Raw genomic sequence first — 21,149 nt, forward strand, 5'->3', positions numbered from 1 at the left:
CTACGCGGCCCCGTTGACGAAGGCCATGTCGGCAGCCGTCAGTTCGACATCGCGCAACACCCGCATCACCGGAAAGTCCTCCGTCTCCGTCGCCGTCACGGCCAGCTCGATGGTCACGTCGAAGCGCTGCCTGAACGCATCGACGATCTCGTCGACGATGATCTCCGGCGCCGAGGCGCCCGCCGACAGGCCGAGCGTCGAAATGCCGGCAATCTCATTCCACGGAATTTCGGAGGCGCGCTGCACGAGAAGCGACATCGAGGCGCCGGCGCGCTCGGCCACTTCGACCAGGCGCCGCGAGTTGGAGGAGTTGGGTGCGCCGACAACCAGGAAGAGATCGGCGCCGGCCGCTGTTTCCTTGACCGCTTCCTGGCGATTGGTGGTGGCATAACAGATCGATTCCGCCGCCGGCGCGTGCAGCTCGGGAAAACGCTGCTGCAGGGCGCGGATGATACCGGCGGTGTCCTCGACCGACAGCGTCGTCTGGGTGACGAAGCCGAGCGCTTGCGGGTCTGCAGGCACGAAGCTTGCGGCGTCGGCCTCGGTCTCGATCAGAGTGACCGCGCCGTCCGGCAACTGGCCCATTGTCCCGATCACCTCTGGATGCCCGGCATGACCGATCAAAAGCACGTGGCGGCCAAGCCGCTGATGGCGCATTGCCTGCTTATGGACCTTCGAGACCAGCGGGCAAGTCGCATCGAGATAGAACAGGTTGCGGGACTTGGCGTCGGCTGGCACCGATTTCGGCACGCCGTGCGCCGAAAAGACGACCGGGCTCTGGCGATGCTCGGGCGGGATCTCGGAGAGCTCCTCTATGAACACCGCGCCGAGGCTTTGCAGCCCTTCGACGACGTAGCGGTTGTGCACGATCTCGTGGCGGACATAGACCGGCGCGCCGTATTTCTTCAGCGCCAGCACGACGATCTGGATGGCACGGTCAACGCCCGCACAGAAACCGCGGGGCTGGCAGAGCCGGATGGTCAGCGGCGGCTTTGTGTGAAGCATGATTGCATCTTACGCTGATTGTAGGCCGGTTGATCGGACTATGACTTCTGAGCTCAAGGCGCGAAATGAGGTGCGCGGCCCTGCCCTGTCAAGGGTAGTGGCGGCGATCATTGGTCTTTCGCCGGGCGGCGGAGCCAGGAGATCAGGACGCCGGCAAGGGCGGCGGCAAGGCCGTACCAGGTTATCGCATATTGCAGATGGCTGTTCGGCAGGTCGATGACGGTGACACCGCCAACTGGCAGCCCGCCGGGGTTGGGCGTGGCGTTCGCATCGATGAAGATCGGCACCAGCGCCGCACCTGTCGGCAGGCCGGCGCTCGAAGCCATCGCGTCACGATCTTTCCAGTAGAAGATATTCTTCTGCGGATCATTGTCGGGAAGCATCATCGAGGGCTTGGCCGGCAGCGGGTTGCGGGCGAGCCCCGTCACCGTCACTTTGCCCGTTACCTGCCCCTGCGGCCGCTTGGCTGGGTCCTTGAAATCGTAAGGCACGAAGCCGCGGTTGATCAGCACGAAACGGCCATCGTCGAGCTGTAGCGGCGTGAAGACGTCGAAACCGGACTGGCCTTCCCAGGTGGCGAGGAAATGCCGCTCGTCTTGATGCAGGAAAGTGCCGGTCACTATCACCGGCGTGTAGTCCACGTCGCCGGCGGCAGCAAACCGCTTTTCGAGCTCGGCCAATGGCACGGGCGCCGAATGCGTGCGCTGGTCTATTGTCTCGAGAAGGCCCTCTTTCCAGTGCAGGCGCTGAACCTGCCAGGTGCCGAGCGCCAGCAGGATCAAAAACACGACGATACCCAGGCCGAGCGCCAATGCGCGCTTGGGCTGCGACCGGCCGGCCACCAAACCTGATGCCTCGCTCATTCGCCGCGGTCCAGCCGGCCCTCGGCCGCCTTGTTGCGGTATTGCAGCGTCAGCAGCACGCCCTTGATCAGCCTGAGCGCCGCCAGGCAAAGCACCAGCGTCAGCGGAATCCACAGCAGCAGGTGCAGCCAGAGCGGCGGATTGAGCGTCACCTCCATCCACAACGCCAGGCCGACGACGATAAAGCCGATGATCAGGATAACGAACACCGCCGGCCCGTCGCCGGCATCGGCGAAGGAATAATCGAGGCCGCAATTGGAGCAGCGATCACCGACCGTGAGGAATCCGGAGAACAGCTTGCCCTCGCCACAGCGGGGGCAGCGGCCATGCAAGCCGGCCGAGATCGGATCGATTGGTGGCCAGATCGCCTTGTCGTCGCTCATGAGGTCATCCTAGGAGCATTTGCCGCAAAAGATAAGGCGGCCACGTCGCCGCAGCCGCCTTGTCGATTTCCTCAGCTCGATCTCAGTGCGGTTCGATCATCGCGCCGTTCGATGCCCAGACGTAGATCGAGGCAAACAGGAACAGCCACACCACGTCAACGAAGTGCCAATACCAGGCGGCGGCCTCGAAGCCGAAATGCTGCTTGGGCGTGAAGTCGCCCTTCATGGCGCGGATCAGGCAGACCAACAGGAAGATCGTGCCGATGATGACGTGGAAACCATGGAAGCCGGTCGCCATGAAGAAGGTGGCGCCGTAGATCGAATCCCTGAAGCCGAACGGCGCGTGCATGTACTCATAGGCCTGCACCATGGTGAACAGCATGCCGAGGCCGACGGTCAGCACCAAGCCATTGATCAGGCCCTTGCGGTCGCCGTGGATGAGCGAGTGGTGCGCCCAGGTCACCGTGGTACCCGACAGAAGCAGGATGACGGTGTTGTAGAGCGGCAGATGGAAGGGGTCGAGAACCTCGAGGCCCTTGGGCGGCCAGACGCCGCCGGTGAAGGCGGTACGGGCGTATTGATGGACCTCGCCCGGAAACAGGCTGGCGTCGAAGAAGGCCCAGAACCAGGCGACGAAGAACATCACCTCGGAGGCGATGAACATGATCATGCCGTAGCGCAGATGCAGCGACACGACACGGGTGTGGTGTCCCTCATGCGCCTCCTTGATCGTATCCGACCACCAGGCGAACATCGTGTAGATGACGATCAGCAGGCCGATGAAGAACAACCATGGATTAGCGATGTTGAAACCGAAGATCGGGAAATCGCCGCCCTTGAGATATTGCATGTAACAGACGCCGCCGAACGCGGTCACCAGCGCCCCGACGGAGCCCAGGAAAGGCCACGGGCTCGGGTCGACAAGGTGGTAGTCATGTTGTGGTTTTGCGTGTGCGTCTGCCATGTCAACCCCCGAGGCTTGCTTCGGTATCTGAAATCTTGTTGCGGCGGCCGTCGGCCGGCACCGATGATGCGACCGGCTTGGTCTTGTCGACCGGGAACATCGTGTAGGACAGGGTAATCGTCGTCAGATCCTTCAATTCCGGCGCGTTGACGATGTCGGGATCGACATAGAAGACGACCGGCATGTCCAGCGTCTCGCCCGGCTTCAGCGTCGTGTCGGTGAAGCAGAAACACTCGACCTTGTTGAAGTAAGGTCCGGCCAGTTCCGGCTGCACGTTGAAGGTGGCGCGTCCGGTGATGGGACGGCTGAATTTGTTGGTCGCGCTGAAATGCGCCTCGGCGGTTTCGCCGATCTTGATGGTGATCGAGCGGGCGACTGGCTGGAATTGCCAGGGAACGCCGGCGGTGTTGGCGTCGAAGCGGATGGTGATGTCGCGATCGAGCACCCGATCGGCATATTGCTGGGTCGCCCGTTTGACGGTGCCGCCGTAGCCTGTCGCCTGGCAGAACATCGCGTAGAGCGGCACCGCGGCGTAGGCCATGCCGATCATGCCGCCGAAGAACGCGATGCAGACGCCGGCGACGACGCGGTTCGTGTTTTTCTTCGTAGGATCGGTGACTGTTTGCCTGGTCATTGTGAGCTCACATCGAGCCGGGGAAACTGTGACCAAATTTCACGATGGTCGCGACGTAGAATATGACGACCAGCGCCGCCAGCGCGAAACCGATTGCGGCCGAGCGATTGCGGCGGGCCTTCTGCTGACGTTCGGTCAGCGTGACCAGTTCAAGCTTCTTTTCGATCATGCTCATGCTCCACCGATGGTCAGCGCGCGCGCGACAACGCAATCGCCAAGGTAGGCGGCGAAGATGGCGAAGAGATAGAGCAGCGAATAGCCGAACAAGGCCTTGGCCGGCTTCATCGCCCGGTCGTCATCGGCCATTTGCAGCACCTTCCACGCATACCAGACGAAGCCGGCGCCGAGCAGCAATGCAACGATGCCATAGGCCGGCGTGGTGAAGCCGAGAACCCATGGCAGCACGCCAACCGGTGCGAGGACCAGCGCATAGGCAAAGATCTGGCGCCTGGTCGAGGCCTGGCCGGCGACATTCGGCATCATCGGAATGCCTGCCTTCGCATAGTCCTCCGACTTGAAGAGCGCGAGCGCCCAGAAATGTGGCGGCGTCCACAGGAAAATGATCAGGAACAGCACCAAGCTTTCGAGGCTGACCGATCCGGTTACCGCCGCCCAGCCTATGACCGGCGGAATGGCACCGGCAGCCCCGCCGATGACGATGTTCTGCGGCGTCCAGCGCTTCAGCCACATCGTATAGATGACGGCATAGAAAAAGATGGTGAAAGCCAGAAGCGATGCTGCCAACCAGTTGACCAGCACGCCGAGCGTCATCACCGACAGAACCGACAGCACCAACCCGAAACTCAATGCCTCGCCCGGTCGGATGCGGCCGGCCGGCACGGGACGGCCGGCGGTGCGCGTCATCACCGCATCGATGTCTGCGTCGTACCACATGTTGAGCGCACCGGAGGCGCCGGCGCCGATGGCAATAGCCAGGATCGCGATCACCGCCAGCAGCGGATTGATGGTCACCGGGGCGGCGACCATGCCGACAAACGCAGTGAACACCACCAGCGACATGACGCGCGGCTTCAGCAGGGCGAAGAAATCGCCCGCCGTCGCTTCCGACATGCGGAAGCCCGGCTCGTCAATCAGTCTGTCTTCGGCAAGGGCCATGCGTACTTAAAGTCCATCATTCCGTTGGCCAAAACCGCCGGCCGGCCGGCGGTTCCGTATTAAGGAGGCAACCGCCTACTTGATCTTCGGCAACTGTTCCCACTGGTGGAACGGCGGCGGCGAAGGCAGCTGCCATTCCAGCGTGGTCGCACCCTCGCCCCAAGGATTGGCGCCGGCGACCCGCCTCTTCTGGAACGCCTCGAAGACGCCGAAGAGGAAGATGACGACGCCGACAGCCGAGATGTACGAGCCGTAGGACGACACCATATTCCAGCCGGCGAAGGCATCCGGATAGTCGATATAGCGACGCGGCATCCCGGAGAGACCGAGGAAGTGCTGCGGGAAAAAGACCAGGTTGACGCCGACGAAAGTGACCCAGAAGTGGGTGTTGGCGATCACCGGCGAATACATGTAGCCGGTCATCTTCGGGAACCAGTAGTACCAGCCGGCGAAGATCGCGAAGACCGCGCCCAGCGACAGCACGTAGTGGAAGTGCGCGACCACGAAATAGGTGTCGTGCAGCGGGCGGTCGAGGCCGGCATTGGCCAGCTGCACACCGGTGACGCCGCCAACAGTGAACAGGAAGATGAAGCCGATCGCCCACAGCATCGGGGTTTTGAGCGAAATCGACCCGCCCCACATAGTGGCGATCCACGAGAAGATCTTCACACCCGTCGGCACCGCGATGACCATGGTGGCAAAGACGAAATAGCGCTGGGTGTCGAGCGACAGGCCCGTCGTGTACATGTGGTGGGCCCAGACGATGAAGCCCACCGCGCCGATGGCAACCATCGCATAGGCCATGCCGAGATAGCCAAACACCGGCTTTCTCGAAAAGGTCGAGATGATATGGCTGATGATACCGAAACCCGGCAGGATCAGAATGTAGACCTCCGGATGGCCGAAGAACCAGAACAGGTGCTGGAACAGGATCGGATCGCCGCCGCCGTCCGGGGCGAAGAAGGTGGTGCCGAAATTGCGGTCGGTCAACAGCATGGTGATGCCGCCGGCCAGCACCGGCAACGACAGCAGCAGCAGGAAGGCGGTAATCAGCACCGACCAGGCGAACAGCGGCATCTTGTGCATGGTCATGCCGGGCGCGCGCATGTTGAAGATGGTGGTGATGAAGTTGATGGCGCCAAGAATCGAGGAGGCGCCGGCTATGTGGATTGACAGAATCGCCAGGTCCATGGCCGGTCCAGGCTGGCCCGATGTCGACAGCGGCGGGTAAAGCGTCCAGCCGCCGCCGACGCCGTAGGCGCCGGGCGCACTCGGGACGAAGGCCGAGAAAATCAGCAGAATGAAAGCCGGCGGCAGCAGCCAGAACGACACGTTGTTCATGCGTGGGAAGGCCATATCCGGCGCGCCGATCATGATCGGCACCATCCAGTTGGCAAAGCCGCCGATCAGCGCCGGCATCACCATGAAGAAGATCATGATCAGCGCATGCGCGGTGGTGAAAGCATTGTACATGCTCTTGCCCCCGTCGATGGCGGCGTCGCCGTTCATGCCGTAGACCATCTGCGCCAGGCCAGTGAATATCTGGATGCCCGGCTCCTGCAATTCCATGCGCATGACGACCGACAAGGCGCCACCGATGCAGCCCGCCATGATCGCGAAGATCAGATAAAGCGTACCGATGTCCTTGTGGTTGGTCGAATACACCCACCGGACCCAGCCATGATACGGCTTGTGGTCGTGGTCGTCGTGAGCTGCAGCGTGCGCCATGGTCGGCTCCGTTCCCTGAATCTTTTCTGGTCGCGGCATCAATTGCCGGCGGCCGCTACCTTGTTCGTGCCATCGACCTCGGCCATCAGCGCCTTGTTGGCGCCGGGAAGGTCGGTCTTGGCTGCCGCCAGCCAGGTCTTGTATTGTGCATCGGAGACGACGCGAATGGCGATCGGCATGAAGGCGTGGTCCTTGCCGCAGAGTTCCGAGCACTGGCCGTAATAGAGGCCTTCCTTGTCCGCCTTGAACCAGACCTCGTTGATGCGGCCCGGCACCGCATCGGTCTTGATGCCGAAGGACGGCATGGCAAAGGCGTGAATGACGTCGGTCGCCGTCACCAGCACCCGGGTCATGGTGCTGACCGGCACCACCATCTCATTGTCGACGGCGAGCAGGCGCGGATACGCGGCGCGATCTTCCTTGCCGGCAGCAGCCCTGTCGGCATCCTGAAGGATCGCGGAATTAAAGGAAAGCGTGTTGTCGACCTGGTATTCGTAGTCCCAGTTCCACTGATTGCCGGTCGCCTTGACGGTCAGCTTGGCTTCTTCCGGCGGCGTGTACTGCGCGGTCAGCAGCTGGAACGAGGGAATGGCGAGACAGAGCAGGATGACGACGGGACCGACAGTCCAGATGACCTCGATCAGCGTGTTGTGGCTGGTGCGCGACGGCGTCGGGTTGACGCTCGCCCGGAACCGCAAAATGCAGTAGGCAATCAGGAAAAGCACCAAGGCGGTGATCACAATGATGAACGCAAACGAGTAGTTCCCGAACCACTCGATCTGCCGCATAATGTCGGTTGCCGGAGGCTGAAAACTGGTTTCCCAAGGTTGGGGCTGGGCTGCATGAGCGGATGCAGCGGCAAACAACGTGGCGGCGGCAGTAGCTACGATTTTGGCGGTTGCCAGGAATTTTCTCATCGCCCTCGTCATCTCCCAGTTCCTCGCGATCGGACCGCAAGAATGTCGAACAATGCCGGGACGGGAATCCCGGACAATTCAAGGCTGGTTCAAACCATACTCTATTTGCCTCCGCAAGAAAGGAGCGCCGGAACCCGTGCGGCATTTTTGCGCGCAAGCGCGGCGCTGGCTTCGTGCGGTGACGGCTCGCCGCGAATCACCAGAGCGGCATCCGGGTAGAATGAGCCGCGCGGCGCGCGGAACCGTCGCAATTAGGGCGAAATTGGCACGGAAAAGCGCATTGTTGCCTGTGTCGGGGCAGATCGCCGGGGTCTCGTCCTTTACTTGGGTTTAGTGCGGCTTAAAGTGCCGTGATTCGCAATGGAGCCGTCATGAACCCTTGGCTTTCGAGAACCTTGGCGAAGGTCATCTTTGTTGCCGCCGCAATAGCCTTGTCCGAGGCCGGCCTGGCCAATGCCGCGCAGCCAAGCGGCACGGTGAAGTCAACGCACGGGGCGTGGTCGATCATCTGCGATACGCCCGCCGGTGCTACATCCGAACAATGCGTGATGATGCAGAACGTCGTCGCCGAGGACCGTCCGGAAATGGGTCTTTCCGTTGTCGTGCTGCGCACAGCCGACAACAAGGCCGAAATCCTGCGTGTGCTGGCGCCGCTCGGCGTGCTGTTGCCCAACGGCCTCGGCCTCAATGTCGACGGCAAGGATATCGGCCGCGCCTATTTCGTGCGCTGTTTCCAGGACGGCTGCTATGCCGAGGTCATCCTGGAAAAACCGCTGCTCGACACGCTGAAGACCGGTACGTCCGGCACCTTCATCGTCTTCCAGACGCCGGAAGAGGGCATCGGCATTCCCGTCGACCTCAAGGGTTTCGCCGACGGCTTCGCCGCCCTGCCTTGAGACTGGGTCTTGTAGCGCGATCCAGTGAGTTGACCGGCCGAGGTCACGGCAAATCTCATTTCAGATTGTCTGTGCGGGCCTTCGCGCCTACATCGTGGGAAACAATCCTCCTGCGAATGGACCTGCCATGAACAGCCTGATCGGCCAATTTGACATTTCCGACGATCGCATCAAGCAAATCGTTGCCGAGACTATTAACGGCGCCGACGACGGCGAACTGTTTCTCGAATATAGCGAAAGCGAATTGCTGATGTTCGACAATGGCAAGCTGAAGACCGCGAATTTCAACACCGACCAGGGTTTCGGCCTGCGCGCCGTCGCCGGCGAAGCCAGCGGCTACGCCCATTCCAGCGACCTCTCCGAAGCCTCGCTGCTGCGCGCCGCCGATGCCGTTTCGACGGTGAAGAGCGGCTATTCCGGCACGCTTGCCGCAGCGCCTGCCCGCACCAACCGCCATCTCTACGGCGACGGAAACCCTATCCCCTCGCCTTCCTTCGAGGCCAAGGCCAAGCTGCTTCAGGAAATCGATGCATGGCTGCGGGCCGAGGATCCGCGCGTCAGGCAGGTGACGGCGTCGCTCGCCGCCTCCTGGCAGCATGTCGAGATCGTGCGCGCCGACGGCCAGATGGTGCGCGACATCCGTCCGCTGGTCAGGATCAACGTGTCGGTGGTGGTCGGCGACGGCGACCGCCAGGAGAGCGGCTCCTACGGCATGGGAGGCCGCAAGGATTTTGGTGAATTCCTGATCGAGGACAGCTGGCGGCACGCGGCCAAGGAGGCATTGCGGCAAGCGCTGGTCAATCTCGAAGCGGTTCCAGCACCTGCCGGCACTTTCGACATCGTGCTGTCGAGCGGCTGGCCGGGCGTCATGTTGCACGAGGCCGTCGGCCACGGGCTGGAGGGCGATTTCAACCGCAAGAAGACGTCGGCCTTTGCCGGCCTGCTTGGCCAGCAGGTGGCGGCGAAAGGCGTCACCGTCGTTGACGACGGCACCCTGCCCGAGCGGCGTGGCTCGCTTACCGTCGACGATGAGGGCACGCCATCGGCCCATAACGTGCTGATCGACGATGGCAAGCTGGTCGGCTACATGCAGGACCGCCAGAACGCCCGGCTGATGGGCATGAAAGCCACCGGCAACGGGCGACGCCAAGGTTACGCGCACGAGCCTATGCCGCGCATGACCAACACCTACATGACAGCGGGCGACATGGAGCCGGACGAGATCATCGCCTCGGTCAAGAACGGCATCTATGCCGTGTCGTTCGGTGGCGGCCAGGTTGACATCACTTCGGGCAAGTTCGTGTTCGGCTGCACCGAAGCCTACATGATCGAGAACGGCAAGGTGACGCAACCGATCAAGGGCGCCATGCTGATCGGCAACGGGCCGGATGCCATGCATCGTGTGGCGATGATCGGCAACGACATGAAGCTCGACACCGGCATCGGCATGTGCGGCAAGGCCGGACAGGGCGTGCCGGTCGGCGTCGGCCAGCCGCATCTCAGGATGAACCAGATGACAGTCGGCGGCACCAGGGCTTGATGGAGTTGACGCCGAATTATCGCCGCTCCGGAACAACCAATCCCCGCCGCCCACTGCCTTGTCATCGCTTTAAGTAGGAGTAGCTTGCGCCTTGAATTTGCGGAGAGCTTCGACTATCTTACATTCGTCTTACACCTAAGGACGTGCCGAGATGGCTGCCGCAAAGAAGCTCGTAACTACGGTCTCGACCAAGGGACAGGTCATCCTGCCCAGCGCGATCCGGAAACGGAGGGAATGGCATGCCGGCACACGCCTTCTGGTCGAGGATACCCCGGAGGGCGTGCTACTGAAGCCTGCGCCAGTCTTCGCCGAGACACGGCCAGAGGACGTGTTTGGATCGCTGCGCTATAGTGGCAGGCCGAAGACGTTGGAGGAAATGGACGCGGGCGTGCTCGCCGAAGCGCGGCGGCGCCATGCTCGCAATTGATACCAACCTGATCGTCCGCTACCTGACGGGCGATCACCCGTCGCAGTCTTCCCGCGCCCGGGCGCTGATCGATAGCCAGCCGGTCTTTGTCGCCGTCACGGTGATGCTGGAAGTCGAATGGGTGTTGCGCAGCGCCTACGGTTTTGCGCCGCTTGAAATCGCCCGTACGCTACGGGTGTTTAGCGGGCTTCCCACGGTAGAGGTGGAAGACGGGGCGGTCGTGTCGTCCGCGCTCGACCTCTCGGAACAGGGGTTGGATTTTGCTGATGCGCTGCATCTGGGCAAGTCCGCTCACTGCGCTGGCTTCGCGACTTTTGACCGCAAGTTCGTCAGGGCCGCGAAGGCGGCCGGATACGAACGCGTGCAAGAAGCATAGCAGCTCACAGCGGCCCAGCGCGGCACAAAAGCGCGCCACAGGGTCAGCCTGGTTTCAGGCATAGATGCCGGAGCGGACTGCCTCCAGATAGGCAAGCACCTTGTCCGTCTTGCCTTCGCGAACCAGATCGTAGGCGGTCTTTCCGGCCCAACCGGGGATCGGCTGATGCTTGAACCAGATCGCCGCACGATGTTCATCACCGGCCATCTCGCCGGCCATCGCCAGGATACGGACGATGGGACTCAATGCGGCGTCGACCTTGCGCGCACCGGACTCGGCGGCAAGCGTGTTGCGCGCGAGACCGGTCAGCCCCGCCAGTTCTGTCGTATTGACCCCTAGCAGTTCAGCGACCCGCCTTGGCGAGAGAAACGGCGCCCGCTCCTCGCCGAAGCGCGATGCCGAAATTTCGAAGGCTGCGGTGCTCATGGCAATTTCCTGGCACAGTTTGAACGACGTGCGCTAAATTTCCTGGCACAGTTTGAACGACGTGCGCTAAAAATGTGCTTTTTTGGTGCGCGTTTCAGGCCCTGGCTGCTAGCGCCTTCGTCTCGGCTTCTCCAACAGCGCCACGGCCTCGACATGCGGCGACCACAGGAACTGGTCGATCGGCGTCACGCTCTTCAGGGCGTAGCCGCCGTCCATGAGGATGCGTAGGTCCCGCGCCAGCGTTACCGGATTGCAAGACACCGCGGCGACGAGCGGCACGTCGCACCGCGCGATCTGCTTCGACTGGTCCTCGGCGCCGGCGCGAGGCGGGTCGAAGACAACGCCGTCAAAGGCATTCAACTCCTTGAATGTGAGCGGCCTCCGGAACAGGTCGCGACGTTCGCCGGTCACCCGCTTCAGGCCGCTGGCGAAACGGAATGCCCGGTCGAGCGCCGCGAGTGCTGCCGCATCGCCTTCCACCGCATGAACCTCCGATCTTGCGGCCAGGCGCAGCGCGAAGCTGCCGCAGCCGGCGAAGAGATCGGCGACCTTTTTGGCGCGCGCGAAATGCTGGCCGACAATGTTGGCCATCGCCTGTTCGGCAGCTTCGGTCGCCTGCAGGAAAGCGCCCGGAGGCACTGCGACGGCGACGCCACCAAACAGGACGACCGGTTTGTTTGGTTCGATAATGACCTCGCCGTCGACCGACAGCCTGGCTAGCCCCTCGGCGATGACGAAGTTGGAAGCGACGCGGCGCTGGTTCTCGCCGAGCTTGCCGGAATCGTGAACCGCGACATCGAGGCCGGAACCGGTCACCGTCACCGCCATGTGGAACGATTTGGTCGTGGTGCAGATCAGTCCGGCAAGCATCCTCAAACGGTCGAGCGCAGCGACGATCTGCGGCGCCGAGATCGGGCATTCCTCGATCGAGATGATCTCGGATGACAGCGCGCGAACGAAGCCGAACTGCATTCCCGCCTCGCTCCGCCGGGCGGTGAAGACGACGCGGCGGCGCGTGTGCGGCGCGCACGGCACCAGCGCCCCGACATCGCAAGCGATGCCCTTGCTCTTCAGCGCATGCACGACCTTTTCGCGCTTCCACCGGTGATAGGCTTCAGTCTCGAGATGCTGGACGGCGCAGCCGCCGCACGCGCCGAAATGCCGGCACGGCGGATCGACCCGCAACGGCGAAGCCTCAAGGACCGACATCAAGGTGGCGCGATCTTTCTCCCGCGCGGCGGTGACGACCTCTCCCGGCAGCGCGAACGGAATGAAAACCTCGCCGGTTTCCGTCTCGGCGATGCCGTCGCCCTGCGAGCCCAACCTTGCGATCGTGAAACGGGTGCTCATCGCTTCTGGGTCTCGACGTCCTTGATGCCGCCGAGCAGGAACTCGCGGTTGCCGTCGCCGCCCTCTATCGGTGACAGATGAAGCCCCAGCGAGCGCCAGCCGGGAATGGCATCGAGCCAGTCCTGCATCAGGCCGGCAATGCGCGCCGCATCATAGGGGTCCTTCAGCAGGCCGCCCTTGCCGATCGCCTCGCGGCCGGCCTCGAATTGCGGCTTGACCAGAAACACAGCTTTTGCGCCATTCCTGGCCAAGGCAAGCGCCGGCGGCAGCGCCAGTTTCAGCGATATGAAGCTGACATCCGAGACGATGAAATCCGGCACACGGCCGCCGAGATCGGCGGCCGATAGTTCGCGCGCATTCAGGCCTTCAATTACCGTCACGCGCGGATCGCCGGCGATGTTGGAGTGCATCTGGCCGTGCCCGACATCGATCGCCGTGACATGCGCCGCGCCGCGTTCGAGCAGCACCTGCGTGAAGCCGCCGGTCGAGGCGCCGACATCGAGCGCTTCGCTGCCGGTGGGGTCGAGGGCGAAATGGTCGAGACCAGCCTTCAGCTTCAGTGCAGCGCGCGACACGTAACCTTGCGCCGGATCGTCAACGACGATGTTGCACTCAGGCAGAACGGCCTGGCCCGGCTTGAGGGCGACGATGCCATCGACCGTCACGGTGCCGCGCTCGACCGCGTCGCGGGCACGCGAGCGGCTGGCAAACAGGCCGCGCTGGACGAGCAATTCGTCGAGCCGCTGGCGTATGCTGGCTGGCGGAAGGGAAGTCATCGGCCTTCATGGCGAAAGCCAACGATGATGGCAAGGAATTTGGCGATCAGACAAGGCATGGTTGGAAAGGCGGTGAGCGCATCAAGCCGCTGCGCTGTTTGTCGAGCCTCGCACGAGACCCGACGCAATGCTAAGAAAGAGATGCCGTTTAGCCGTCGAAACGTGGAGGAGGAACATGCTGACGGGAACCTGCCACTGCGGCGCAGCCCACTGGACCCTGGAGGGCGATCCCGGTTCGATCACTGCCTGCAATTGCACACTTTGCCGTCGCTACGGCACGCTCTGGGCTTACGACTATGTCGACGAACGCATCCGCCTTGCCGGGCCCGTAAGCGCCTATCGGCGCGTCGGAAAGGCTCATCCTTCGCTTGAGATTCTCTTCTGCCCAACCTGCGCTTGCGTCCTGGCCTGGCGCGGTTTGCATCCCGATGCGGCTGGGCGCTACCGCATCGCCGTCAATGTGAGGCTTGCGCCGCCCGACGCCGTCGCCGATCTCCCGATCGACCATTTCGAGGGTCTCGATACATTCGAGGATTTGCCGAGAGATGGTCGCTATGTGCGGGACATGTGGTTCTAGTTTCTAGAGTCTCTTCGGGATCATGCTTTAGAAGATGGTCCGCGAAACCCGCCGTTCGACGGCCGGCGTCAGACCGTCGCTGCTGTCGCCGGACACCTGTGTGCGCGGCCGGTCAGCGGAACTGGACGCCTTCGGCAAGGTATCGGGCACGACGACGAATTGCGGCGCCTGCTTGTAGGAGAAGCCGCCACGGATCTCGCCGATCTTGCCGGCGACGACGCCCATCACCGCCTCTTCGAGTTTGCGGTCGTAGCGCGTTTCGGCTGTAGCCGACAAGACGACGATGGCCGTAAGCGCGATGCCGCCCAAAAGCGATCTCATTGGTCTGCTTTCCCCTGCCTGTTGCCTTCTAGCAGGGCAGCGTTGAAGAACGGCCAAAGGACACGGTAAGCAAATCGCCAAACGGCAGCGTAAACAGCATGTTACGACTGTTCGCCGGCAATTTGATTCAAGCGTTTGAGATATTGATTCAGACTAGCATCTTGCAGCCAAGTTGAATCGCGTCGGCGTCGCGGGAATGCGTCTAAAAGCTAGGCGCGCTGGGCCTGCGCGGTATGCCCCAGCGCCTCGAACACGGTGCGCACGATGCCGGCGCTGTCCAGCCCGGCATCGGCATACATCTTTTCCGGCTTGGCATGGTCGACAAATGTATCGGGCAGCACCAGCGGGCGCACCTTCAGGCCGCTCTCCAGCAGCCCTTCATGGGCCAGGAACTGCAGCACATGGCTGGCGAAGCCGCCGACCGCGCCCTCTTCCACCGTCACCAGTATCTCGTGTGAACGGGCCAGCCGCCGGATCAGGTCCTCGTCGAGCGGCTTGGCAAAACGGGCATCGGCGACCGTGGTCGAAAGCCCGGCCGCGCCAAGCTCCTCGGCCGCGGCCAGGCAATCCTGCAGCCTGGTGCCGAAGGAAAGCAGCGCAACCTTGGTGCCTTCCCTGACGATCCGACCCTTGCCGATCTCCAATACCGAGCCGCGTTGCGGCATCTCGACACCAACGCCGTTACCGCGCGGGTAGCGGAAGGCGATCGGGCCGTCATCGTAGCTTGCAGCGGTGCGTACCATGTGGCGCAGCTCGGCCTCATCGGCCGCGGCCATGACGACGAAACCGGGCAGCGTCGCCAGGAAGGTCGTGTCGAAGGCGCCGCAATGGGTGGCACCATCGGCGCCGACGAAGCCGGCGCGATCGATCGGAAAGCGCACCGGCAATTTCTGGATCGCCACGTCGTGGACGACCTGGTCGTAGGCGCGCTGCAGGAAGGTCGAGTAGATCGCCGCGAAAGGCTTGAAGCCTTCCGTGGCAAGGCCGGCGGCGAAGGTCACCGCATGTTGCTCGGCGATGCCGACATCGAAGGTCCTCGCCGGAAACGCTTCGCCGAACAGATCAAGCCCAGTGCCGTTCGGCATGGCGGCGGTGATAGCGACGATGCGGTCGTCCTCTCGGGCCTCCTGGATCAGGCTTTCGGCAAACACCTTGGTGTAGCTCGGCGCATTGGCGGGCGCCTTGGCCTGGGCGCCGGTGATGACGTCGAATTTGTTGACGCCATGATATTTGTCGGCCGCCGCCTCGGCCGGGGCGTAGCCCTTGCCCTTCTGGGTCACGACATGGATCAGCACCGGGCCGTCGGCATTGTCGCGGACGTTCTTCAGCACCGGGATCAGGTGCTCGAGGTTGTGACCGTCGATCGGGCCGATGTGGTAGAACCCCATCTCCTCGAACAACGTGCCGCCGGTGACGTAACCGCGCGCATGCTCGACCGCTCGCTTGATGGCGCGATCGGCGCGCTCGCCGAGATAGGACGTCAGCTTCTTGCCGAAATCGCGCAAGCCCAGATAGGTCTTGCCCGACGCCAGACGGGCCAGATAGGCGCTCATTGCACCGGTCGGCGGAGCGATCGACATATCGTTGTCGTTCAAGATGACGATCAGCCGGGCATCGAGTGCGCCGGCATTGTTCATCGCCTCATAGGCCATGCCGGCCGACATGGCGCCGTCGCCGATGACGGCAATGACATTGTTGCGGCCATCGGACAGATCGCGCGCCATTGCCATGCCGAGGCCGGCTGAAATCGAGGTCGAGGAGTGGGCTGCGCCGAACGGATCGTATTCGCTCTCGACGCGACGCGTGAAGCCGGACAGGCCGCCCTCCTGCCGCAGCGTGCGGATGCGATCGCGGCGGCCGGTCAGGATCTTGTGTGGATAAGCCTGGTGGCCGACGTCCCAAATCAGCCGGTCGTCCGGCGTGTTGAAGACGTAGTGCAGCGCGACGGTCAACTCGACCACGCCAAGGCCGGCGCCGAGATGGCCGCCGGTGTGGGAAACGACGTCGATCAGTTCGGCGCGAAGCTCGGAAGCCAGCTGCGGCAGGTCGCCTTCGGCAAGCGTGCGCAAATCGGCTGGGACGCGGACCTTGTCGAGAAGCGGCGTATCGGGCTTTGCGTTCACTGTTTGCGAGCCTGGTCAGATTTTCTGTTCATCGTGAAATATGCCGCTGGCCGGCGAATGTAAATGTGGCGGTAACGCGCATCAGCTTTCGGGCAGCGGGATGAACTCTTGCTCGTCTCCAGGAACGATATCGAAGCGGCCTGTCTTCCATTCTTCTTTCGCCTGCTCGATGCGTTCCTTTGAGGACGATACGAAATTCCACCAGATATAACGTTTCGAACCGAGCGAAGCGCCGCCAAACAGCATGAAATGGGCGCCGCGTTCCGATGAGACAACGATCTCATCGCCGGGCCGGAAAACCAGCAGCCGCTCGGCCGGGAAGCGGTCACCGGATATCGAAACCTCGCCTTCCAGCGTATAGATGGCGCGCTCCTCGGCATCGGCCGGGATTTTCACGCTGGCACCCGGCGCCAGCCTGAGATCGGCATAAAGCGTGTCCGAAGCGGTGGCGACCGGGGAGCGCAGTCCGGAAAACGCACCGATGATCACACGGCCGCTGACCCCCTCGGCCTCGACTTCGGGCAGGCGCAGGGCTGCGGTGTTCTCGAAGACCGGCGCGACCTCCTCCTTGCCGTCCGGCAGCGCCAGCCATGTCTGCAGGCCGGAAACCGACATCGGCGCGCCGCGCAATTCTTCCGGTGTCCGCTCCGAATGGACGATGCCACGGCCGGCGGTCATCAAATTCACATCGCCGGGCTGGATTACCATCTCGGTGCCGAGCGAATCGCGGTGCCTGATCTTGCCGTCGAACAGGTAAGTCACCGTAGACAGGCCGATATGTGGGTGCGGACGCACGTCGAGCGCCTGGCCCGCTCGCAGAACGGCTGGACCCATGCGGTCGAAGAAGATGAAGGGTCCGACCAGCCGGCGCCTGGCCGTCGGCAAGGCGCGGCGAACCTGAAATCCGCCGATGTCCTTGGCATTCGGAATGACCATCAGCTCGATCTGATCGCTGGCGAAGGCATCGCCCATCTGCGGATCGTTTCCGGGAAAGAAGCTCACGCGGTCCCCTCAGGCGAAGCGAAGTGCAGATTTGGCTTTCGCCTTGGCCGCCACCTCTTCGCGATTGCGCGGATGCTGTGTCGTCTCGAGGCTGTCGAGCAATTCGCGCGCCGAGGCGGCAATGGCCTCGACGGCATGGTCGAACGCATGCTGGTTCTGTTTCGACGGCCGCGTCGTTCCGCTCAGCTTGCGGACAAACTGAAGCGCGGCATCGCGGACCTCGTCATTGGTTGCCGGCGGATCGAAATTGAACAGGGTTTTGATGTTTCTGCACATCGTTCGCAATCTCCTCTCGTCCTGGAGCCGTTTCAAACGGGATGAGTTTTATCCTCAATCGTGATGATGTCCAAAGCCGGTAAGCAAAATTGTCGTTCGAGGCCGCGCCTCAATCCGCGTCCAACGGCTCTGTCCCCACCGGCTTGCCGTCACGCGACAGCCTGATTTTCTCGACCTTGTCCTCGGCCGCCTTCAGCAGCCGGTCGCAATGCGCCTTCAGCGCCTCGCCGCGCTCGTAGATGCGGATCGACTGGTCGAGCGGAACGTCGCCGCGCTCCAGATCGTCGACGATCCTCTCCAGCGCCTCGAGCGCCTGCTCGAAGCTCATCGCCTTGACATCCTCGTTGGTCTCACCAGCCATCGTCTATCCCTTCATCAGCCGCCCGACATGGGCGGCGACTGAAAATGCCAATCCCTGCAGATCGTAGCCGCCCTCGAGCACGCTGACGAGCCGGTTGCGGCTACGGCGCCCGGCTCGTTCGAGCAACTGGCCGGTCGCCCAGTCGAAATCATCCTCGGTCAGGTTGATCTCGGCCAGCGGATCGCGGTGGTGGGCATCGAAACCGGCGGAGATGATGATGAGGTCGGGCGCAAAATTGTCGAGCGCCGGCAGGATGCGTGACAGAAAGGCGTCGCGGAAACTATCGCTGCCGCTCTGCGGCGCCAGCGGCGCGTTGACAATGTTGCCGGCGCCGGTTTCGCTCACGGCCCCGGTTCCCGGGTAAAGCGGCATCTGGTGTGTCGAGCAATAGAGCACCGATGGATCGTCCCAGAAAATGTCCTGCGTGCCGTTGCCGTGATGCACATCCCAGTCGACGACGGCGACGCGGTCGGCGCCATGGTTCTTCTGCGCGTAGCGTGCCGCGATCGCGGCGGTGTTGAACAGGCAAAAGCCCATTGAGGTGGTCTTTTCGGCATGATGGCCGGGCGGCCGTGCGGCGACGAACACGTTTTCGGCACGGCCGGTGAAGACGTCGTCGACCGCGGCGTTGGCTGCGCCGATCGCGGTCACGGCCGCCTGCCAACTCTTCGGGCTGGCGGTGGTGTCGGCGTCGATACGGGCGATGCCGGTGTCCGGAATCGCTGCGCGGACACGTTCGACGAATTCGGGCGGATGCGCGTAGAGGATGGTTGCCTCGTCGCCTTCGGGCGCCTGGACGCGATCGAGCGCCGCGAAGGCCTCGTCGTCAAGCACACGCTCTATGGCGCGCAGACGGTCCGGTCGCTCCGGATGACCGGGCGGGGTTATGTGTTCGAGAAAAATCGGGTGGGTGTAAAGTCTCGTGACCATGCCCCGATATAGGCGCGCCTCGCCGCTTTGGCCATGTTTTCGCGCGCTGGTGACGCGATGTTCAACAGGGTTTAGGCAACCGGCGTCGGCTGAGCCCACCGCGAGCCGCCTTGGGATCGGCGAAAAGATGACCTCAGGCCGGTGATCGGTCAACCTCGGGCTGCATCGCCGACGGTCGGTCAGGCTGAGGCAGCTTGCCGGTGCGATTGAGCAGCCCTTCCAGAAGAACCTTGAACGCCTTCACTGCCTTCTTCGACGTCGCTTCGGGATGGTTCGAATTTGCGATCCACTGCGCCGCATGCAGCGAGGCGCCGCTGACCAGCCTTGCCGCGGCTTCGGGATCGACGGCGAGAATTGTCCCCTCGTCGCTCAGTCTTTGCAGGCTCTCTGTCATCGAGCGGATGCATGTGCTCTGGCTTGGCCATTGCGATGGATCGCCGAGCACCGCCGGCCCGTCGCGAAGCACGATACGCTGGATCTCCGGCTCCAGCGCCATCTCGATATAAGCGGTGCATTCGTCGACAAAGCCCTGCCAGAGATTGTCCGGCTTGGCCGAAACGACCTTCAGCCGGGCCGACATTTCGGCATCGATCTCGGCAATGACCGCCTGGAGCAGGCCCTTCTTGTCGCCGAAGTGATGATAGAGCGCACCGCGCGTCAGCCCGGCCGATGCCGTGAAATCGTCCATCGAGGCTTCGGCATAGCCGAGCGTACCGAAGGCGTGGCGTGCCGCGGCAATCAGCTTGGCGCGGGTTTCGGCAATCATCTCCTTGCGTGGTCTATACATGCTCTGGCCCTATTAACATACGTCTCGTATGCCAATTGACATACGCCGCGTATGATCTATTTAAACTCATACGCCACGTATGTAATCGCCGAACCGGCCGTTGTCGAGGAGCCAGACCATGCAAAATCCCTATTCCCAGATCTTTCGCGCGCCCGGCGCCAAGGGCTTTGCCGCGGCCGGCTTCGTTGCCCGGCTGCCGATGGCCATGGCTCCGATCGGGATCGTCGCGATGCTGTCGCAGACCGATGGCGAATACTGGCTGGCCGGCGCCGTCTCAGCGACATATGCGCTGGCCAACGCTTTCGTCGCCCCGCAGGTATCACGGCTGGTGGACCGCCTCGGCCAGACGCGGATTGTGGTGCCGACCACCATGATTTCCACGCTCGCTTTCGCGATCCTGATTGCAGCGGCCAATCAGCATTGGCCGATATGGACGCTATTCGTCTCGGCGCTGCTCGCCGCCGTCATGCCCAGCATCCCGGCAATGGTGCGCGCACGCTGGACCGAGATTTTTCGCAACCGCCCCGAGCTGAACACGGCGTTCGCCTTCGAGTCGGCGGCGGACGAACTGGTGTACATCGCCGGCGCATCGCTGTCGGTAGGGCTGAGCGTTGCGCTTTTTCCGGAAGCGGGAGTGCTCGCGAGCACATTGTTCCTCGCCTTCGGTTCGACGGCCTTCATCCTGCAGCGCTCGACCGAACCGCGAGCCCGACCGGTGGAACATGGTTCAGGCGGCTCGGCAATCCGCCTGCGGCCGGTCCAGATCATCACCTTGGCCCTGATCTTCATCGGCGCGACCTTCGCCACCACGGAGGTGAGCACCGTGGCGATCACCAAGGAGCTTGGCCAGCCAGGGGCCGCCAGCTTCGTCATCGGCGTCTACGCGCTCGGATCGTTCGTCGTCGGCATCATCATCGGCGCCCTGAACCTGAAAGTGCCGCTGCAAATTCAGCTTGCCGTCGCAATCGCCATCATCGCCCTCACCACGCTGCCGCTGCTCGTCGCCGACACCGTGCCGCTGCTGGCACTGGCCGTCTTCGTCAGCGGCGTGGCGATCTCGCCGACCTTCATCACGGCATTCGGCCTGATCGAGCGGCGCGTGCCCGAGGCGGTGCTGACCGAAGGCGTGACCTGGGTGATGACCGGCATCGGCATCGGCATGGCGCTCGGCTCGTTCGCCGCCGGCTGGGTGGTGGACGCTTTCGGCGCGCAGAACGGGTTCTGGGTATCGGTGGCATCGGGCACAATCGCGCTGGTCATCGTGCTCGCCGGCCAGCGCAGCCTTGCCATCCACACATGCGAGCTGGACGGATGCGACGCAGCCGCCGTTCCGGCGGAATAGCCGCACACGCGCCTGGTCCAGCTCACGGA

25 protein-coding genes are annotated in these 21,149 nt (G+C 63.0%); 6 read left to right on the forward strand and 19 right to left on the reverse strand.

Features of this window, described 5'->3' with window-relative positions:
- From ispH to coxB, 9 genes are all read right to left on the reverse strand, one after another.
- Positions 1–1,005, reverse strand: coding sequence for a 4-hydroxy-3-methylbut-2-enyl diphosphate reductase (gene ispH, locus NKI24_RS23400; RefSeq protein ID WP_352748719.1), 1,005 nt, complete (start codon positions 1,003–1,005; stop codon positions 1–3).
- Between the two features lie 107 nt (positions 1,006–1,112).
- On the reverse strand, positions 1,113–1,868 hold the full coding sequence (locus NKI24_RS23405; protein ID WP_352748722.1) for an SURF1 family protein: 756 nt from the start codon (positions 1,866–1,868) through the stop codon (positions 1,113–1,115).
- On the reverse strand, positions 1,865–2,251 hold the full coding sequence (locus NKI24_RS23410; protein WP_352621654.1) for a DUF983 domain-containing protein: 387 nt from the start codon (positions 2,249–2,251) through the stop codon (positions 1,865–1,867). The genes NKI24_RS23405 and NKI24_RS23410 overlap by 4 nt, the downstream gene beginning before the upstream one ends.
- A gap of 82 nt (positions 2,252–2,333) precedes the next feature.
- Positions 2,334–3,215, reverse strand: a complete 882-nt coding sequence (locus NKI24_RS23415) for a cytochrome c oxidase subunit 3 (RefSeq protein WP_352578608.1) — start codon at positions 3,213–3,215, stop codon at positions 2,334–2,336.
- 1 nt (position 3,216) lies between these two features.
- On the reverse strand, positions 3,217–3,849 hold the full coding sequence (locus tag NKI24_RS23420) for a cytochrome c oxidase assembly protein (protein WP_352743607.1): 633 nt from the start codon (positions 3,847–3,849) through the stop codon (positions 3,217–3,219).
- A 7-nt stretch (positions 3,850–3,856) separates the two neighbouring features.
- Positions 3,857–4,024, reverse strand: coding sequence for a cytochrome c oxidase system small membrane protein (locus NKI24_RS23425; RefSeq protein WP_502894815.1), 168 nt, complete (start codon positions 4,022–4,024; stop codon positions 3,857–3,859).
- Positions 4,021–4,965 carry a heme o synthase gene (locus NKI24_RS23430; RefSeq protein ID WP_352578609.1) on the reverse strand — a complete coding sequence of 315 codons (945 nt, stop codon included), beginning with the start codon at positions 4,963–4,965 and terminating at the stop codon, positions 4,021–4,023. The genes NKI24_RS23425 and NKI24_RS23430 overlap by 4 nt, the downstream gene beginning before the upstream one ends.
- Positions 4,966–5,040: 75 nt before the next feature.
- Positions 5,041–6,693 (reverse strand): cytochrome c oxidase subunit I, encoded by a 1,653-nt coding sequence (ctaD, locus tag NKI24_RS23435; protein WP_352578610.1) that lies wholly within the window; start codon positions 6,691–6,693, stop codon positions 5,041–5,043.
- 38 nt (positions 6,694–6,731) lie between these two features.
- The gene (gene coxB / locus NKI24_RS23440; protein ID WP_352748728.1) at positions 6,732–7,622 is read right to left on the reverse strand and encodes a cytochrome c oxidase subunit II; all 891 of its coding nucleotides are present in this window, start codon (positions 7,620–7,622) and stop codon (positions 6,732–6,734) included.
- 359 nt (positions 7,623–7,981) lie between these two features.
- On the opposite strand from coxB, the gene NKI24_RS23445 reads away from it, so the two are divergent.
- The 4 genes from NKI24_RS23445 (at position 7,982) to NKI24_RS23460 (ending at position 10,849) form a co-directional block, all read left to right on the forward strand.
- A complete protein-coding gene (locus NKI24_RS23445; RefSeq protein WP_352748731.1) occupies positions 7,982–8,506 on the forward strand; it encodes an invasion associated locus B family protein in 525 nt (174 codons plus the stop codon).
- Between the two features lie 127 nt (positions 8,507–8,633).
- Complete coding sequence (gene tldD, locus NKI24_RS23450) at positions 8,634–10,046, forward strand: metalloprotease TldD (RefSeq protein WP_352748734.1); 1,413 nt, start codon at positions 8,634–8,636, stop codon at positions 10,044–10,046.
- A 151-nt stretch (positions 10,047–10,197) separates the two neighbouring features.
- Complete coding sequence (locus tag NKI24_RS23455; protein ID WP_352449889.1) at positions 10,198–10,473, forward strand: AbrB/MazE/SpoVT family DNA-binding domain-containing protein; 276 nt, start codon at positions 10,198–10,200, stop codon at positions 10,471–10,473.
- Positions 10,460–10,849 (forward strand): type II toxin-antitoxin system VapC family toxin, encoded by a 390-nt coding sequence (locus NKI24_RS23460; protein WP_023674128.1) that lies wholly within the window; start codon positions 10,460–10,462, stop codon positions 10,847–10,849. The genes NKI24_RS23455 and NKI24_RS23460 overlap by 14 nt, the downstream gene beginning before the upstream one ends.
- A 54-nt stretch (positions 10,850–10,903) precedes the next feature.
- Here NKI24_RS23460 and NKI24_RS23465 read toward each other — a convergent pair whose 3' ends face one another.
- The 3 genes from NKI24_RS23465 to NKI24_RS23475 all read right to left on the reverse strand — a co-directional run bounded on the left by NKI24_RS23465 (position 10,904) and on the right by NKI24_RS23475 (position 13,401).
- A complete protein-coding gene (locus tag NKI24_RS23465) occupies positions 10,904–11,275 on the reverse strand; it encodes an antitoxin Xre/MbcA/ParS toxin-binding domain-containing protein (RefSeq protein WP_352748737.1) in 372 nt (123 codons plus the stop codon).
- A 108-nt stretch (positions 11,276–11,383) separates the two neighbouring features.
- Positions 11,384–12,625 (reverse strand): class I SAM-dependent RNA methyltransferase, encoded by a 1,242-nt coding sequence (locus NKI24_RS23470; protein WP_352748740.1) that lies wholly within the window; start codon positions 12,623–12,625, stop codon positions 11,384–11,386.
- Positions 12,622–13,401 carry a TlyA family RNA methyltransferase gene (locus NKI24_RS23475; protein WP_352678148.1) on the reverse strand — a complete coding sequence of 260 codons (780 nt, stop codon included), beginning with the start codon at positions 13,399–13,401 and terminating at the stop codon, positions 12,622–12,624. The genes NKI24_RS23470 and NKI24_RS23475 overlap by 4 nt, the downstream gene beginning before the upstream one ends.
- A gap of 175 nt (positions 13,402–13,576) precedes the next feature.
- Here NKI24_RS23475 and NKI24_RS23480 point away from each other — a divergent pair, with 175 nt between their 5' ends.
- The gene (locus NKI24_RS23480; protein WP_352748744.1) at positions 13,577–13,978 is read left to right on the forward strand and encodes a GFA family protein; all 402 of its coding nucleotides are present in this window, start codon (positions 13,577–13,579) and stop codon (positions 13,976–13,978) included.
- A gap of 27 nt (positions 13,979–14,005) precedes the next feature.
- On the opposite strand, the gene NKI24_RS23485 is transcribed toward NKI24_RS23480, so the two are convergent.
- The 7 genes from NKI24_RS23485 to NKI24_RS23515 all read right to left on the reverse strand — a co-directional run bounded on the left by NKI24_RS23485 (position 14,006) and on the right by NKI24_RS23515 (position 19,778).
- Positions 14,006–14,299, reverse strand: coding sequence for a hypothetical protein (locus NKI24_RS23485; RefSeq protein WP_352748747.1), 294 nt, complete (start codon positions 14,297–14,299; stop codon positions 14,006–14,008).
- A 209-nt stretch (positions 14,300–14,508) separates the two neighbouring features.
- Complete coding sequence (gene dxs, locus NKI24_RS23490) at positions 14,509–16,422, reverse strand: 1-deoxy-D-xylulose-5-phosphate synthase (protein WP_352748750.1); 1,914 nt, start codon at positions 16,420–16,422, stop codon at positions 14,509–14,511.
- An 81-nt stretch (positions 16,423–16,503) separates the two neighbouring features.
- Positions 16,504–17,424 (reverse strand): pirin family protein, encoded by a 921-nt coding sequence (locus NKI24_RS23495; protein ID WP_352540104.1) that lies wholly within the window; start codon positions 17,422–17,424, stop codon positions 16,504–16,506.
- A gap of 9 nt (positions 17,425–17,433) precedes the next feature.
- Complete coding sequence (locus tag NKI24_RS23500) at positions 17,434–17,700, reverse strand: DUF2277 domain-containing protein (RefSeq protein WP_023716908.1); 267 nt, start codon at positions 17,698–17,700, stop codon at positions 17,434–17,436.
- Between the two features lie 109 nt (positions 17,701–17,809).
- Positions 17,810–18,061, reverse strand: a complete 252-nt coding sequence (locus NKI24_RS23505; RefSeq protein WP_031211056.1) for an exodeoxyribonuclease VII small subunit — start codon at positions 18,059–18,061, stop codon at positions 17,810–17,812.
- A gap of 3 nt (positions 18,062–18,064) precedes the next feature.
- Complete coding sequence (locus tag NKI24_RS23510) at positions 18,065–18,991, reverse strand: histone deacetylase family protein (protein WP_023674116.1); 927 nt, start codon at positions 18,989–18,991, stop codon at positions 18,065–18,067.
- A 133-nt stretch (positions 18,992–19,124) separates the two neighbouring features.
- Positions 19,125–19,778, reverse strand: a complete 654-nt coding sequence (locus NKI24_RS23515; protein WP_352748754.1) for a TetR/AcrR family transcriptional regulator — start codon at positions 19,776–19,778, stop codon at positions 19,125–19,127.
- A gap of 118 nt (positions 19,779–19,896) precedes the next feature.
- Here NKI24_RS23515 and NKI24_RS23520 point away from each other — a divergent pair, with 118 nt between their 5' ends.
- Positions 19,897–21,120 (forward strand): MFS transporter, encoded by a 1,224-nt coding sequence (locus NKI24_RS23520; protein WP_352748757.1) that lies wholly within the window; start codon positions 19,897–19,899, stop codon positions 21,118–21,120.
- Positions 21,121–21,149 lie beyond the last annotated feature (29 nt).

Origin of the sequence: Mesorhizobium sp. M0701 (assembly GCF_040320365.1) — a bacterium.
Taxonomy (GTDB): Bacteria; Pseudomonadota; Alphaproteobacteria; order Rhizobiales; family Rhizobiaceae; genus Mesorhizobium.

Coding starts and splice junctions, on each gene's coding strand:
- NKI24_RS23470 (WP_352748740.1), bottom strand. CDS start 12,625: ATGAGCACCCGTTTCACGATCGCAAGGTTGGGCTCGCAGGGCGACGGC.
- NKI24_RS23480 (WP_352748744.1), top strand. CDS start 13,577: ATGCTGACGGGAACCTGCCACTGCGGCGCAGCCCACTGGACCCTGGAG.
- NKI24_RS23515 (WP_352748754.1), bottom strand. CDS start 19,778: ATGTATAGACCACGCAAGGAGATGATTGCCGAAACCCGCGCCAAGCTG.
- NKI24_RS23445 (WP_352748731.1), top strand. CDS start 7,982: ATGAACCCTTGGCTTTCGAGAACCTTGGCGAAGGTCATCTTTGTTGCC.
- NKI24_RS23405 (WP_352748722.1), bottom strand. CDS start 1,868: ATGAGCGAGGCATCAGGTTTGGTGGCCGGCCGGTCGCAGCCCAAGCGC.
- NKI24_RS23410 (WP_352621654.1), bottom strand. CDS start 2,251: ATGAGCGACGACAAGGCGATCTGGCCACCAATCGATCCGATCTCGGCC.
- NKI24_RS23485 (WP_352748747.1), bottom strand. CDS start 14,299: ATGAGATCGCTTTTGGGCGGCATCGCGCTTACGGCCATCGTCGTCTTG.
- NKI24_RS23505 (WP_031211056.1), bottom strand. CDS start 18,061: ATGGCTGGTGAGACCAACGAGGATGTCAAGGCGATGAGCTTCGAGCAG.
- NKI24_RS23425 (WP_502894815.1), bottom strand. CDS start 4,024: ATGAGCATGATCGAAAAGAAGCTTGAACTGGTCACGCTGACCGAACGT.
- NKI24_RS23510 (WP_023674116.1), bottom strand. CDS start 18,991: ATGGTCACGAGACTTTACACCCACCCGATTTTTCTCGAACACATAACC.
- NKI24_RS23455 (WP_352449889.1), top strand. CDS start 10,198: ATGGCTGCCGCAAAGAAGCTCGTAACTACGGTCTCGACCAAGGGACAG.
- coxB (WP_352748728.1), bottom strand. CDS start 7,622: ATGACGAGGGCGATGAGAAAATTCCTGGCAACCGCCAAAATCGTAGCT.
- NKI24_RS23460 (WP_023674128.1), top strand. CDS start 10,460: ATGCTCGCAATTGATACCAACCTGATCGTCCGCTACCTGACGGGCGAT.
- NKI24_RS23500 (WP_023716908.1), bottom strand. CDS start 17,700: ATGTGCAGAAACATCAAAACCCTGTTCAATTTCGATCCGCCGGCAACC.
- NKI24_RS23520 (WP_352748757.1), top strand. CDS start 19,897: ATGCAAAATCCCTATTCCCAGATCTTTCGCGCGCCCGGCGCCAAGGGC.
- NKI24_RS23430 (WP_352578609.1), bottom strand. CDS start 4,965: ATGGCCCTTGCCGAAGACAGACTGATTGACGAGCCGGGCTTCCGCATG.
- tldD (WP_352748734.1), top strand. CDS start 8,634: ATGAACAGCCTGATCGGCCAATTTGACATTTCCGACGATCGCATCAAG.
- ispH (WP_352748719.1), bottom strand. CDS start 1,005: ATGCTTCACACAAAGCCGCCGCTGACCATCCGGCTCTGCCAGCCCCGC.
- NKI24_RS23415 (WP_352578608.1), bottom strand. CDS start 3,215: ATGGCAGACGCACACGCAAAACCACAACATGACTACCACCTTGTCGAC.
- ctaD (WP_352578610.1), bottom strand. CDS start 6,693: ATGGCGCACGCTGCAGCTCACGACGACCACGACCACAAGCCGTATCAT.
- NKI24_RS23420 (WP_352743607.1), bottom strand. CDS start 3,849: ATGACCAGGCAAACAGTCACCGATCCTACGAAGAAAAACACGAACCGC.
- NKI24_RS23475 (WP_352678148.1), bottom strand. CDS start 13,401: ATGACTTCCCTTCCGCCAGCCAGCATACGCCAGCGGCTCGACGAATTG.
- NKI24_RS23465 (WP_352748737.1), bottom strand. CDS start 11,275: ATGAGCACCGCAGCCTTCGAAATTTCGGCATCGCGCTTCGGCGAGGAG.